Below are 13,564 nucleotides of genomic sequence, written 5' to 3'. Positions count from 1 at the left end.
ACCGCTACGCGCGTGGTTCCCGCACGCCTAGGCGCGTGGTACACACATCCGGTCATGTTCCTGTCCGCCAGCAGGAGGTCGACCTTTTATGTCCACGACACGACGTCAGGTGCTAGCCCGTACGGGAGCGGTGGGTGCGGGAATCGCCTTCACCGGCGCCCTCACGGAACTCTTCGCGGGCAGCGCCGCCGCGCAGGGCAAGGCCGGATACGGGCCGTTGGTGCCCGATCCCGCCGGTCTTCTCGATCTGCCGAAAGGTTTCCGCTACAAGGTGCTCTCGCGGGAGGGCAGCGATCTGTCCTCCGGTGAGGGCAAGGTACCGAGCAACTTCGACGGCATGGACGCGTTCCGCGGCAAGCGCGGGGGCGTGCACCTCGTCCGCAACCACGAGAACCGCCACAACGGAAGAACCCCCGTGCCCACGGTCAAGGGCCTCACCTACGACCCGATGGGCAAGGGCGGCTGTACGGCGCTCGCGCTCGACCGCCACAACAACGTCCTGGGTGAGCGCGTCGCCATCGCCGGCACCGCGGTCAACTGCGCGGGCGGGCCCACCCCTTGGGGCACCTGGCTCACCTGCGAGGAGACCGAGGACAAGGCCGGCACGAACGGCTACACCAAGGACCACGGCTTCATCTTCGAGGTCGACCCCGTCGACCCGCACCGCACCGGAGCCGTGCCGCTCACCGCGATGGGCCGCTTCCAGCACGAGGCGATCGCCGTCGATCCCCGGCGGGGCGTGGTCTACGAGACCGAGGACGCCTTCGAGAAGCCCTTCGGCCTTTTCTACCGCTTCCTGCCCAAGAAGCCCGAGGGCGGCCGCGGTTCGCTCCGCGCGGGCGGCAGGCTGCAGGCCATGCGCGTACCCGGCGTGCCCGACCTGTCCGCGATCCAGGAGACGGGCGCGTGCTTCACGGGCATCGAATGGGTCGACGTACCGGACCCGCTCGCCGCCCAAACCCCCATCCGCCACCAGGACTTCGGGAAGAAGGGCATCACGCACGCGCAGAAGCTGGAGGGCTGCTACTGGGGCGGCAGCTCCGTCTACTTCGTGTCGTCCTTCGCGCACAGCGCGGAGGGTTCGGCAGCCGACCACTTCGGGCAGATCTGGCGCTACGAACCGTCGAAGCGCCGCCTCACCCTGGTGATCGTCTTCGGCCCGAACACCGACATCCAGCTGCCCGGCGAGTCCCCCGACAACATCTGCCTCGCGCCCAGCGGCGGCCTGATGGTGGCCGAGGACGGCGGTGGCGCACAGCACGTGTACGGCGTGACGCGCCGGGGCGAGGTCTACGCGATGGCCCGCGGCCGGCAGAACATCGGCACCCCCGAGGAGCCCGAATGGGGCGAGTTCGCGGGCGTCTCGTTCTCCCCGGACCGCGACACGATGTACGTCAACTGCTACAACCCCGGCACGACGTTCGCCGTGACGGGACCCTGGCACCGGACCTGACGAGACACCTTGCGGGGTGCGCGGCGACCGGCCGCGCACCCCGCGCCCCCTTGCTAGGAGCCGATCAGCGGGTAGTGGTCGGACAGGTTGGTGTACGTGTACTGCTTGCCCCAACTGGACACCGTCCAGGGCGCGCTCTGCTCCTTGACCACCTCGTTGCGCCAGGTGGCGGGGCGGGCGTGGCCCTTGCGGTGCAGGACGTAGTCGAGGTCCTCGCGGGGGTCGTCCGGGTAGCGCTCGGCCGCGATGGAGTTGTCCTGGGTGTCGAAGGAGTACGGGTGGCCACTGCGGGCGTCGGCAGGGGCGAAGTTGCCGTCGGCGAGCATCGAGGCGTACTCACCGCTGTGCGAGTCGACGTTCAAGTCCCCCGCCACGATGACCTGTTCGCCCGCGGGGATGTTCTTGGCGGCCAGGAAGGCGTCCATCTCCTTGAACTGCAGGGCGCGCGTCGCGGCCGCCTCGCCGGAGCCGCAGCCCGGGTCGGTGGACTGGGCGTGGGTGCCGACGACGTGCACCTTCGTGCCGTTGACATTCAACTGGGCATAGACGAAGCCCTTGTTGGAGTACGAGTCGGAGCCGCAGGCGTCCTTGTAGACGTACTGCTCCTTGCGCAGGATCGGCCACTTGCTCAGGACGGTCACGCCGCCGTCCTCCGGGGTCACCGCCGAGTACGCGCCGCCGGTGGCGTCCCAGCCGCTCTTGCTGCGGCCCATGACGGGGGTCTGGTGCGGGTAACGGCCCGCCGCGTTGGCCTTCAGCGCGTCGGACGAGGAGTTGTCGAACGCCTCCTGGAGGACGACGACGTCCTTGCCCTGGAAGAAGTCCGCGGCCGGTATGGCCTTGGCGCGGTGGTCCTGACCCCAGTTCGGGTAGAGGGTCTTGCTGAACAGGAACGCGTTGTACGAGAGCACCTTGAGTGCGGGAGTGTCGACGGCGGCGGCAGGCGTGTCGGCGGCGGTCGCGGCCGGCGCGACGGTGGTGAGCGTGGCCGCGGCGAGCACGGTGGTGATCGCGACGGCGTGGGTCCTGCGCAGCGCTGGGTGCGGCACTGAATCTCCTGAAGGGTGGGGGGTTGGGCGTCGCACATCCAATCAGCCGTGATTACTTCTGGGGATACTTCACGTGAACAAAGAACGCGCGCCCGGAGAGCGATGATTTTGTGCGTCCCACCAGGACGCGATGCGACCCGCCAGGACGCGAACGACCAGGAACCGGCCTGGTGTTCACAGGTCGGCGAGCGTGCTCTCCACCGTGTCGAGCAGCGCCTGCCGGTCACCCTGGACGCGGGCGAGGACGCGCAAGCCGTAGTACGTGCTCTGCAGCCGGCGGGCGACGGTCCGCGCCTCGGCCGTCGACCGCAGCTCACCCGTCCGCCGGCCGGTCGCCACGAGCACGCGCAGCTCCTCCTCCACCAGGTCGAAGTTGCGCCGCACCGCGTCCTTGACCTCCGGGTCGAGCCCGCCGATCTCCACGGCCGCGTTGATCGCGAAGCAGCCGCGACCGTCCGCCTCGTCGAGATCGGCGTCCAGGGCATGGACCATCATGTCCCGCAGCCGCTCCTTGGCCGTGCCTTCGCCCCGCAGGATCGCGACCTGCTCGGCGGTGCTCGTCTCGTGGTAGCGCCGCAGGCGGCGCCCCCGGTCGCAGCCGCCCGATTCGCCCGCCGCGCCCGCCTCGCGCTCCGCCGCACTGCGCAGCACGCAGAACTCGTTGCCCTCGGGGTCGGTGAAGACCACCCAGCCTGTGCCGTCGGGATTCCGGCGGTCCGACGCCACCGTGGCGCCCACCGACAGGAGCCGTTCCACTTCCGCGTCGCGGGGGCTGTCGGGCTGGAGACAGAGGTGGACGCGGTTCTTGTGGGTCTTGGGCTCGGCGACCTGGGCGAAGTAGAGGTGAAGGCCAGTAGGCAGGGCGATGGCCGCCGTCGATTCATCGGGCTGGTCCTCGGCGTCGAGCGGGTGGCCCACCACCTTGCTCCAGAACTGGGCGAGTTCGTACGCGTCGGCGCAGTCGAAGGCGACGTTGAAGAGAGTCGAGCGCATGGGTGGGCCCTTCGTTCTTGGCGAGGTGAGCCACGGGGTTGTGGCCTCTGCTGCCTGCCCGCACACCCTTACGGCCACGGGCACCGCCGCCAAGGGAATTAGGCGCGCGGGCGCCCGTGCACGAGAAGCGGGTCCGGGCGGGAGGCGGGTCCGGAGGTTCGGCCGTCCGGGGTTGGCGTGGAGCGGTACGGGCCGCACCTCACCATTTCATCCTTTTTATGTCGATACGTTCGCCAGATGATGCCCCTGACACGAACGCTGACCGCTCGAACACTGACCGCACTGAGACCGGCCACGCAGGGACGGAGGGCGCGCAGGCTCACCGCCCGCTGCGTCCTGAGCGCCCTCGCCCTCACCACGCTCGCCGCCTGCGGCGCCACCGACCCCGCGCCGGGCAGCCGCGACCGGACCGAGCTCCCCAAGGCGGACGCCTCGCCCCGCCCCGCGACTCTCGCCCCCGGCCCCGCCGGCCTCACCCCCGTCTTCAAGAACGCCCCCCGTACCCCGGCGTCCGCATCCCCCACCGTCGCGCTGACCTTCGACGCCGACATGACGGCCGACCAAGGGCCACGTGCCGCAGCGGGCGAGCGGTTCGACAATCCGGCACTGGTGTCGACGCTGCGGCGGCTGAAGGTGCCCTCGACGTTCTTCATGACGGGGCGGTGGGCCGAGGAGTACCCGGCGCAGGCCAAGGACATCGGCCGGGATCCGCTCTTCGAGGTCGCCAACCACTCGTACAGCCATTACGCCTTCACCGACCGCTGCTACGGGCTGCCGACCGTGCCCGCCTCCCGTATGCGTGCCGACGTGGAGCGCGCCTTCGCCGCCTTCCGCAAGGCGGGCGTCGAGCATCAGGTGCCGTACTTCCGCTTCCCCGGCGGCTGCTACGACAAGCGGGCGCTGCGCGCGATCGCCCCCGGCGGTGTCACGGCCGTGCAGTGGGACGTGGTCAGCGGCGACGCCTTCGCGACGGACGCCGACGCCGTGGCCCGGCAGGTGCTCGACGGGGTGCGTCCCGGCTCGGTGGTCGTCATGCACTGCACGCGCAGCGCGGCGCCCACGACGGAGCGCGCCCTGCGGACGATCGTCCCGAAGCTGCGCGAGCGCGGTTTCCGGTTCGTGCGGGTGTCGGAGCAGATCAGGGCGGCGAGCACGCGCGCCCATAGCCTTGGGGACCAAGGGTCCTAATCTGGCGGGCATGGACGACACCACCACCGGACCCGCCGGACCCGCCGGACCCGCCGCCACCGGTGACTCCACCGAGCCCGCCGCAGGCCCGTTCGCCGAATGTGTGCTGTGCCGCGAGCCCACCGAGTACCCGGAGACGCACAAGGGCGTGACGCTGTGCCCCGTGTGTGAGTGGCACGAGGCACAGCGCACGGCCTGCTCGGGCTGAGCCCCGCCCCCTCTCCGGCATCCGGGCGTACTCAACCCCTGCGCGAGGCCAGCCCGCAGGCCGCTCCCACGGCCGCCACAGCCAGCGCCGCCGCCCCCGCGACCGGCAGCACCGGCACCGGCACCACGCCGTCCCGCGCCCCGGAGACGAGTTCGGTCATGACCGCCTTCGCGGGGGAACCGGTGGTCACCAAGGAGAGCAGCGAGGCGAGCAGCAGCACCGGGATCGCCCTGCCCGGCGAGCGCATCAGCGGCCAACTGGTGATGGCACCGATGGCGGTGCCCACGAGCGCGCTCACGAGCATCGCGAGCAGCCCCGCACCGCTCGCCGCCAGCCGGTTCACGGCGGTCCGGTGATCGGTGCTCGCCGGGTCGCTGATCACCGCCACGACGAGCGTGGCGACGGCGCCGAGCACGGCCGTGGCGAGGAACGCGGAGAGCAGACAGGCCAGCAGGGCTCGCCAGGGACCGGCCGCCGCGGCCGAGCAACTTCGGACGGCGGGCGGCTCGTTGGTGACGCATATCCGTACCAGCCAGGCGGCAACGGGCAGCAGCGCGGCGGCCGCGTACGCGAGGGAGTCGAGGATCGGCTGCCCGCTCTGTACACCGACGGCGAGGAACGCGGCGTACAGGATGACGGGCGCGAGCCAGCGCTGGGAACGCAGTAGCAGGGCGGACTGATAGCTGAGCAGGGCGTTCATCGCTCGCCCACCTCGCCCACCTCGCCCACCTCGCTCGCCTCGGGACGCACGTCATCCGTCACGGGGAGCACATCACTCGCCGAGGGGCCCGGTGCGGGGCTCAACGCGGGCTCCCGCACCGACACCACATGCCACGGCGGTCGCGCCGCCAGCAGCGCGCGCAGTGCGATGTCCGAGTGGGTCGACGCCACCGTGAGCCGCAGTGCCCCTTCCGGGGTGTGCCCGGTGACGGTGCCGGGGAGGGAAGGCGGCGCGGCACCCGGCGGGCCCTGCGCCTCGATCACGGTCACGGGGGTTCCCGCGGCGGCCGATTCCGGTGAAGTGCTCCCGGCGGTACGGGCGTTCACCGACGACCCGACCACCGCGTACGTCACGTCGACCGCCCCCGGGAGCCGCCGCGGGTCGTGGTCCACGAAGACCACGGCGCCACCCTCCGCGACCCGCTCGGCGACGGCCCGGTCGAGTTCGTCGCGGGCCGCAGCGTCCAGGCCGGTCCAGGCCTCATCGAGGACGAGCAGCTCCGGCCCCGCGAGGAGCGCCTGGGCCACGGCGACCTTCTGACTGCTGCCCTTGGACAGTTCTGACAAGGGCGTACGGACGTAACTCCCGGCCCCGAAGCGCTCAAGCCACTCCTCAGCGCCCCGCGCGGCCGCACCCTTCGCCAGGCCGTGAATGCGACCCATGTGCGTGAGGTAGCCGACGGCCGTGAACGGCAACGCCGCAGGGAAGCGTTCGGGGACGTACGCCGTGCGCGGACGGCCGACGAGGCGGCCCTCGGTCGGGGCGTCGATCCCGGCGAGCAGCCGCAGCAGGGTCGACTTGCCGGTGCCGTTCGCGCCCTCGATCCGCACCAGCGTGCCCGCGCCTATGCCGAAGGTGACGCTTCTCAGCACCCAAGGCCCTCCCAACGCGTAGCGCCGCCCCGCCCCGTCGAGCCGCAGCACGGCCCCCACAAGATCACTGTCCATGCCGCTATCCTCGCGCAGGCGTCCGACACCGTGGCAAGGAACGGAGTCATCGGGCAAAGCCCCTGACGGGCCCGATCTTCCGCCTGGCAGACTGGACGCGTGAGCAGCGACCAGACCGCCGGGAACTCCCAGCCGCAGGACACCCCAGACCCCCAGGACAGCCCCTTCCGCGTGGAGAAGACGACACGCGACGAGGCACCGCAGTACGTACTGCCGCTGGTGGCCCGCATCGAGCGCGCCGAGCCTCCGCACCGTACGGACGCCCTGGAGACCGCGGCCCGCGCGGTGCTCGTCATGCTCGGCGACGAGCGGTCCACCGGCGACGGCGAGTGGGCGCAGGCCATGCGTGACTGGCAGGACGCCAGGATCCGCAAGGTGGTCCGGCGGGCCCGCGGCGCCGAGTGGCGGCGGGCCGAGGCGCTGCCCGGCATCACGGTCACCGGCAAGTCGGCGGAGGTCCGCGTCTTTCCCCCCGTGCCGCTGGACGGCTGGCCCAAGGATCTGGCCCGGCTCCAGGTCTCGGGCACGGACCTGGACGACCCGGAGGCGGTGCCGCCCGCCGACGCGACCGCGCCGGTCCTGTGGATGAGCCCCGACGTCGACATGTCGGCAGGCAAGGCGATGGCGCAGGCCGGGCACGGCGCCCAACTCGCCTGGTGGGAGCTGTCGGACGAGGAGCGCGGGGCCTGGCGGGACGCCGGTTACCCACTGTCCGTCCGCACCCCGGACGCCGCACGTTGGAACGAGCTCGTGGCGAGCGGCCTGCCGGTGGTACGGGACGCGGGCTTCACGGAGATCGCCCCCGGCTCCTGCACCGTGGTCGCCGACCACCCCGCCCTGCACTGAGCCGACCGGACACGGCGTCGAGGAGATCCACATGTCGAGCGAGCCCCGTGTGAGTGTGAGCGCCGGTGCGGCGGGTGCGGCGGGTGCGGCGGGTGCGGCGGGTGCGGCGGGTGCCAAGCTTGACGGGCGCGTCGAGCGCGGCAATCAGACCCGGCGTCTCGTCCTGCGCCGTACGGTCGACGTCGCCTCGGTCGAGGGCCTGGACGCGCTCTCCGTCGGCCGCCTCGCCACCGAGCTGAAGCTCAGCAAGAGCGGGGTCTTCGCGCTCTTCGGCTCCAAGGAGGAACTGCAGCTCGCGACGGTACGCGCGGCGGGCCGCATCTTCCTGGACGCCGTGGTGGAACCCGCCAAGCAGTCGCCGCCCGGCCTCGATCGCGTACGGCAGCTGTGCGCGCGCTGGCTCGACTACTCGGAGCAGCGGGTCTTTCCCGGTGGCTGCTTCTTCTACGGGGTGATCGCCGAGTTCGACGCCCGCGAGGGCGCCGTGCACGACGCGCTGGTCCGCGCCAACCGCGACTGGACCGGCCAGGTGGAGCGCTGCGTCGCCGAGGCGCGCGACACCGGCGAACTGCTCCCGGACACCGACGTCCCCCAGCTCGCCTTCGAGCTCATCGCCCCGATGGAGACGGCGAACGCGCACTCGGTGCTGCACGACGAGCCGGACGCCTACCGCAGGGCGGGCGTCGCCATCACGGCACGGCTGCGCGCGGCGGCGACAGATCCGTCACGGGTACCCCAACTCTCCTGAGCAGCCCACTGGTTGACGCCTGCCGCCCATCCGGCAGCGCGGCCATCAGATCAGGAAAACTAGTAGCACGACCGTTCGTTTAGATTTATGCTCTGCGCATGCCTTCACTGATCCCGCGATCGATCTCCCGCTCTCCCTGGCAGCCCGGCCCCGAGGCAACCACGCCGGGCCAAGTCCTGGTGAGCCTCACGGAGTTCACCGCCCGCCGTCACTCCCAGACCCTCCCGATCGCCCTGGCGGGGCTGCGGTTGCGACGGAGCTGGCCTCGCACGCCCGGCGCCGTCGGCATGTGGCTCTGGACCGACCCTTGGCGCAAGCGCTCGGGTTCCGTCTCGGTCTGGACCGACGAGCGCTCGCTGTACGCGTTCGTCGGGCGCCCCGACCACGTACGGATCGTCCGCGCGCACCAGGACCGGGGCGAGATGCGCGCCACCGCCTGGGCGGTGGACCGATTCGATCCCGACGACGTCTGGGCCGCCGCTCACTCCCTGCTGACCGGCCCGGACCCCATCGGCTCAACTTCCACGCCAGTCGGCGCCGTTCACGCCACGGAAAGTGAGTGACACCCGCATGACGGACCTCATCGCACTCGACCGCACCGCCCTCCAGGAATCTCTCCGCGTCCTGCGCGCGGCCAGCGACACCGACTGGGAGCGCCCCTCCCCCTGCGCCGGCTGGACGCTGCGCGACCTGGTGGCGCACATGACCGCTCAGCACCACGGGTTCGCGGCAGCGGCTCGCGGCTCGGGCGCCGACCGTACGTACTGGATCGCGCCGGACCTCGGCCGCAACCCGTACAAGGTCTACGACGAGTCGGTGCGCCACGTGCTGGCCGCGTTCGCCGAAGAGGGCGTCATGGAAAGGGGGTTCACGCTTCCCGAGATCGGCGGGACGTTCACGGGACGGATCGCCGTCGGCTTCCATCTCCTGGATTACGTGGTGCACACCTGGGATGTGGCGACGACCGTCGGCGTCGGCCTCGATCTCCCCGGGCCGGTCGTGGATGCCGCGCTCGACATCGCCCGCCGGGTGCCGAAGGATCCCGAACTCCGGGGGCCGGGCTCGGCGTTCGCTCCGGCCCTGTCCACGCCGGAGGACGCCTCGCCGCTGGAGGAGATGCTGGCGCTCCTGGGGAGGTCGCCCACGTCACACGAAGGCCGGGCAAAGCGTTGAACATCACGCACGCATCTTCCGTATCCCCTGGTACCAGGAAGTAGCTTGCCTCACGGCAGGTTGACGGGCAGGTCGACGGGCAGGAAGGCACGGCACATTGCGGCGCATCAACGGCACGGCTCTGATCATCGCGGCACTCGTGGTCACACTGGGCGCGCTCGCGTTCCCCATGTGGTCCTACGCGGACCGTTCGGGCACGGGGCCCGCCAATCTGGCCGCCGGTTCGGTGGCCACCCAGTGGGGTCCCCTCTCGGCAGCCGACCGCGATCTGCTGGTGAAGGTGCGGCTCGCCGGACTGTGGGAGCTGCCCGCGGGCCAGCAGGCCGTCGAGCGGGCGCCGACCGAGGCGATCAAGGAGGCCGGTGACCATCTGATCGTCGGCCACACGGACCTCGACAAGCGGGCGCGCGCGGTCGCCGCGCAGCTCGGCGTGGAGCTTCCGAACCAACCCACCGCCCAACAGCAGGGCTGGCTGCAGGAGTTGACCGAGGCCGAAGGAATGGAGTACCAGCGGAAGTTCGCGAATCTGCTGCGGGTCGCGCACGGCAAGGTGTTCAGCGTGATCGCGCAGGTGCGGGACAGCACCCGCAACACGCTGATACGGCAGCTGGCCAGCGACTCCAACCAGACGGTCCTCGACCACATCACGATGCTGGAGGCCACCGGACTCGTGGACTTCGACGACATCGCCAACGGCGGCGCCGCCACCGCCACGGCCAGCCCCAGCGGTCCTCCGCCGCCCTCCGGCGTCCCTCCGGTACCCCCGGCGGCCGGCCCGACCGGCGATGTGTCCACGACGTCACGCCCCTCGCCCGCGCCGCCCGGCGAGGTCAACACGGACCGGCCGGAACCTCAAATGTAGCTCTGAACGTCCCTCCTCAGGGGTTCGGCCGCTTCGGCCGGGGCCATGACTCCTGCACACGTTCACAAGACACGGGCGCGACGCGGGGTCTTGGCGGAGGAGGGGGATCATGAAACATCTGGGGACCGGAATCGGGTGGCGTCCGGAGATAGCGGACGCCGTGGAAGGCATGCCCGGCATCGACTGGGTCGAGGCCGTGTCAGAGAACCTGTGCCCCGGGCACCTCCCCGATTCCCTGCTGCGGCTGCGGGAACGCGGGGTCACGGTGGTGCCGCACGGCGTCTCGCTCGGCCTCGGCGGCGCCGACCGCCCCGACGAGACGCGCCTCGCCGCGCTCGCCGAGCGCGCGCAGGTGCTCGGCTCGCCACTGGTCACCGAACACATCGCGTTCGTACGCGCCGGAGGCCCGCTGACGGCCTCGCAGCCACTGGAGGCCGGCCATCTGCTTCCGGTGCCGCGCACCCGCGACGCCCTCGACGTGCTGTGCGAGAACGTGCGCATCGCGCAGGACGCGCTGCCGGTGCCGCTCGCCGTGGAGAACATCGCGGCGCTGATCTCCTGGCCCGGCGAGGAGATGACGGAGGGGCAGTTCCTGTACGAGCTCGTCGAGCGCACCGGCGTACGTCTCCTCATCGACGTCGCCAACCTGCACACAAACCACGTCAACCGCGGCGAGGACCCGTCGAAGGCCCTGGACGAGCTGCCGGTCGAGGCCATCGCGTACGTCCATGTCGCGGGCGGCTTCGAGCGGGACGGCGTCTGGCACGACAGTCACGCCCACCCGGTGCCCGAGCCGGTCCTGGCGATCCTGTCGGACCTGGCGGCCCGGGTGAGCCCGCCGGGTGTCCTGCTGGAACGGGACGAGAACTTCCCGGCACCGAAGGATCTTGAGTGGGAGCTGGACGCGATACGGGAGAGGGTGCGGACGAAGGCGCCCGCGTCCGGTGAGTGCGCTGTCGGCACGGCGCAGGACACGGGAGAGCCCGACACGGCCACGGCGCCCGCCGCCGTCCCCGCCGCCACCCGGCAGCGGCTCGCCCTCGCGCAGACCGCGCTCCTTTCCGCCCTGGTGGCCAAGACGCCCGCACCCGAGGGCTTCGACCGGGCCCGGCTGACCGTGCAGAGCCGGGCGTTGACCGGCAAGCGGGCGGACGTCGTGGCGAAGGTGGCGCCCGAGCTGCCGGAGATCCTCGGCGCGCGCTATCGCCCGGAGTTCTTCGCGTACGCGCAGTCGCGGCCGATGTCCGGCGGCTACCGGCGTGACGCGCTGGACTTCGCCGAGCGGCTGCTGCTTGCCGGGCTGCCCGAGGACGCCGAGGCGCGGGGCAGACTGACCCGGTGGTGGCTCGACCGTTCCGGGCCCGCGCCGCTGGACGGGCGGCCGGTCACCCGGTGGCTGCGGGCGGCGCGCTTCGCGCTGCGCCGGGGCTAAGGGGCGGCAGCCGTGGAGATCCTGTCCCTCTGTTTCGCCTTGCTGGTCGCGGTCTCGTCGGGCGCTCTCCTCGTCGGCGTCTCCCGTATCCGGCAGGCCGGGCCGCCGCAGTCGGACGCCCGGCACGGCGCGGTGTTCGACCCCTTGGAGGCCGCCTTCCTCGGCGGTGGCCCCGGCCGGGTCGCCGACGCCGCGATCGCGGCCATGCACGAGGACGGACGCCTGGTGGTCGCGTTCCCCGGCATCGTCGCGTTCCAGTCGACCGAGGTCCGCAACCCGGTGGAAGGTGCGGTGCTCCAGGCGCACGAGGCCGCGCCGAGCGGCGCCCTGCACTGGCTGCGCATCGGCGTGATGCGCAGCCCGGCCGTGCAGGCGATCGGTGACACGCTGGCCCGGCGCGGGCTGATGGTGCGGCCCGAGGCCGTCGACCGTCTCCGGCGCCGCAAGAACCGGCACCACGCCCTCAGCTTCGCCGGGGTCTTCCTCGTCATCGGCCTCATCGCCGTCGAGGACGGTGACGGCCCCTCGTGGGATCCCGTGAGCCCGGCGACGATCGTGCTGATCGTGGCCTGGGTACTCGGCGCCCTGGTCGGTCTGCTCGGCGGCCGCGCCACCCGCACGCGGGTGACCGCCACGGGCCGGACCGCTCTGGCGGAGTACCGCGCCGCGGGCGCGCTCGCGCCGGGCGCGGCCTACCGCGTGGCCGTCGAGGGGCTGGTCGGCGTCCTCGACCCCGACCTGCGCGCCCAGCTCCAGGCCGCGCACCGCGTCCGGCCGGGGCGTACGGCGGCGACATCCTCGTCGTACGCGAGCTCCGGATCGGGCACCATCGCGTGGTGCGGGGGCACGGGAGGCAGCTCGGCGTGCGGCGGCGCGAGCTGCGGAAGCTCCGGCGGCGGCTGCGGAGGCGGGAGCGGCTCTTCGTCCTGCGGCGGCGGAGGGGGCGGCGGCTGCGGAGGCGGCGGAGGGAGCAGCTCCTAGGGGGTCGGGGTCCCCGCGCCCCCCGCCCCGCATCCGATGCCCCTTACCCGTACGGCAGTTGACGTACTCCTCGCCGTATGGCGGAGGTCCCTCCCTGTGGCGCACTAACGTGCGGTGCCGCAACAGGAGGCGTCATGCGATCCATCAACGGCACCGGCCTCATCGTCGCGGGGCTCGTCGCGACCCTGGCCGCGCTGCTCTTTCCCGTCTGGTCGTACGAGGACAGGTCGGGCACCGGTCAGGACGTCCTCGACGCGGAGACCGTGTCGACGGAGTTCGGCCCGCTCTCCGCGCTCGACCGGGACTTCATCACCAAGGTGCGGCTCGCGGGCCTCTGGGAGCTGCCGGCCGGACAGCAGGCCGAGGCGCGTGGCACCACCAAGGCCGTGCAGACGGCGGGCGAGCACCTGGTCGAGGGCCATACGTTCCTGGACGCGCGCGTACGCGAGGTGGCGACGCAGCTCAACCTGGAACTGCCCAACCAACCGACCGCGCAGCAGCGGGACTGGCTCGACGAGATGAGCGACGCGCACGGCGGCGCGTACGACGAGAAGTTCGCCAACATCTTGCGCGTCGCCCACGGCAAGGTCTTCTCGGTGGTCGCCGAGGTCCGCGCGACCACCCGCAACTCGCTGGTGCGCACGCTCGCGGACGACGCGAACACGACGGTCCTCGACCACATCACGGTCCTCGAAGGCACGGGCCTGGTCGACTTCGACGACCTGGCGCGCGACGCGGCGTCGGCGGGCCCCGTCCCGGCGACCCGCTCCCCCGCCCCGCCGGGACCGACCGAGTCCCCGGCTCCGGCGACCCCGGTCTCTCCCTCCCCCACCTTCTCGCTGCCTCCGCCCGCCTCCCGCCCCAAGCCGGTCGCGCCGTGACACGGCGCATCGGAGTCATTGAGCCCGACACGCCCGACACCGGCGGGGCGGTGCTTTACTTCGCCTATTACCAAACGAATCA

General features: G+C 71.9%; 15 protein-coding genes. 11 read left to right on the top strand and 4 right to left on the bottom strand.

Annotation, left to right across the window (positions count from 1 at the left end; translation table 11 throughout):
• Positions 1-88: 88 nt before the first annotated feature.
• Positions 89-1,453, top strand: coding sequence for an alkaline phosphatase PhoX (locus tag ACZ5U5_RS30000; protein WP_469027720.1), 1,365 nt, complete (start codon positions 89-91; stop codon positions 1,451-1,453).
• 53 nt (positions 1,454-1,506) lie between these two features.
• Here ACZ5U5_RS30000 and sph read toward each other — a convergent pair whose 3' ends face one another.
• On the bottom strand, positions 1,507-2,502 hold the full coding sequence (gene sph / locus ACZ5U5_RS29995; protein ID WP_469027718.1) for a sphingomyelin phosphodiesterase: 996 nt from the start codon (positions 2,500-2,502) through the stop codon (positions 1,507-1,509).
• Between the two features lie 174 nt (positions 2,503-2,676).
• A complete protein-coding gene (locus ACZ5U5_RS29990) occupies positions 2,677-3,495 on the bottom strand; it encodes a VOC family protein (protein WP_469027716.1) in 819 nt (272 codons plus the stop codon).
• A 240-nt stretch (positions 3,496-3,735) separates the two neighbouring features.
• Between ACZ5U5_RS29990 and ACZ5U5_RS29985 the strand changes: the two genes are divergently transcribed.
• Together ACZ5U5_RS29985 and ACZ5U5_RS29980 are read left to right on the top strand one after the other, a co-directional pair.
• Entirely contained in the window at positions 3,736-4,683 is a 948-nt protein-coding gene (locus tag ACZ5U5_RS29985) for a polysaccharide deacetylase family protein (RefSeq protein ID WP_469027713.1), read from the top strand.
• A 10-nt stretch (positions 4,684-4,693) separates the two neighbouring features.
• Positions 4,694-4,891, top strand: coding sequence for a hypothetical protein (locus ACZ5U5_RS29980; protein WP_469027711.1), 198 nt, complete (start codon positions 4,694-4,696; stop codon positions 4,889-4,891).
• 31 nt (positions 4,892-4,922) lie between these two features.
• Here the strand turns inward: ACZ5U5_RS29980 and ACZ5U5_RS29975 are convergent, their stop codons facing one another.
• Both ACZ5U5_RS29975 and ACZ5U5_RS29970 read right to left on the bottom strand, forming a co-directional pair.
• The gene (locus tag ACZ5U5_RS29975) at positions 4,923-5,591 is read right to left on the bottom strand and encodes an ABC transporter (protein ID WP_469027709.1); all 669 of its coding nucleotides are present in this window, start codon (positions 5,589-5,591) and stop codon (positions 4,923-4,925) included.
• Positions 5,588-6,559: an ABC transporter ATP-binding protein gene (locus tag ACZ5U5_RS29970; RefSeq protein ID WP_469027706.1), complete on the bottom strand. Its 972-nt coding sequence runs from the start codon at positions 6,557-6,559 to the stop codon at positions 5,588-5,590. The genes ACZ5U5_RS29975 and ACZ5U5_RS29970 overlap by 4 nt, the downstream gene beginning before the upstream one ends.
• A gap of 99 nt (positions 6,560-6,658) precedes the next feature.
• On the opposite strand from ACZ5U5_RS29970, the gene ACZ5U5_RS29965 reads away from it, so the two are divergent.
• The 8 genes from ACZ5U5_RS29965 to ACZ5U5_RS29930 all read left to right on the top strand — a co-directional run bounded on the left by ACZ5U5_RS29965 (position 6,659) and on the right by ACZ5U5_RS29930 (position 13,482).
• Entirely contained in the window at positions 6,659-7,405 is a 747-nt protein-coding gene (locus ACZ5U5_RS29965) for a peptidyl-tRNA hydrolase (protein WP_469027703.1), read from the top strand.
• Positions 7,406-7,436: 31 nt separating this feature from the next.
• Positions 7,437-8,153: a TetR/AcrR family transcriptional regulator gene (locus tag ACZ5U5_RS29960; protein ID WP_469027700.1), complete on the top strand. Its 717-nt coding sequence runs from the start codon at positions 7,437-7,439 to the stop codon at positions 8,151-8,153.
• Between the two features lie 98 nt (positions 8,154-8,251).
• Entirely contained in the window at positions 8,252-8,716 is a 465-nt protein-coding gene (locus tag ACZ5U5_RS29955) for a hypothetical protein (RefSeq protein ID WP_469027698.1), read from the top strand.
• The gene (locus tag ACZ5U5_RS29950) at positions 8,709-9,326 is read left to right on the top strand and encodes a TIGR03086 family metal-binding protein (protein ID WP_469027696.1); all 618 of its coding nucleotides are present in this window, start codon (positions 8,709-8,711) and stop codon (positions 9,324-9,326) included. The genes ACZ5U5_RS29955 and ACZ5U5_RS29950 overlap by 8 nt, the downstream gene beginning before the upstream one ends.
• Positions 9,327-9,423: 97 nt before the next feature.
• Positions 9,424-10,188: a DUF4142 domain-containing protein gene (locus tag ACZ5U5_RS29945; RefSeq protein WP_469027693.1), complete on the top strand. Its 765-nt coding sequence runs from the start codon at positions 9,424-9,426 to the stop codon at positions 10,186-10,188.
• Positions 10,189-10,297: 109 nt separating this feature from the next.
• Complete coding sequence (locus ACZ5U5_RS29940; protein WP_469027690.1) at positions 10,298-11,620, top strand: MbnB/TglH/ChrH family RiPP precursor modification enzyme; 1,323 nt, start codon at positions 10,298-10,300, stop codon at positions 11,618-11,620.
• Positions 11,621-11,632: 12 nt separating this feature from the next.
• Positions 11,633-12,601 (top strand): TIGR04222 domain-containing membrane protein, encoded by a 969-nt coding sequence (locus ACZ5U5_RS29935; RefSeq protein WP_469027688.1) that lies wholly within the window; start codon positions 11,633-11,635, stop codon positions 12,599-12,601.
• 134 nt (positions 12,602-12,735) lie between these two features.
• The gene (locus tag ACZ5U5_RS29930) at positions 12,736-13,482 is read left to right on the top strand and encodes a DUF4142 domain-containing protein (RefSeq protein ID WP_469027685.1); all 747 of its coding nucleotides are present in this window, start codon (positions 12,736-12,738) and stop codon (positions 13,480-13,482) included.
• Positions 13,483-13,564 lie beyond the last annotated feature (82 nt).

The organism is Streptomyces sp. NPDC033177 (assembly GCF_055577715.1).
This window is presented reverse-complemented; position numbering and strand designations above follow the sequence as displayed.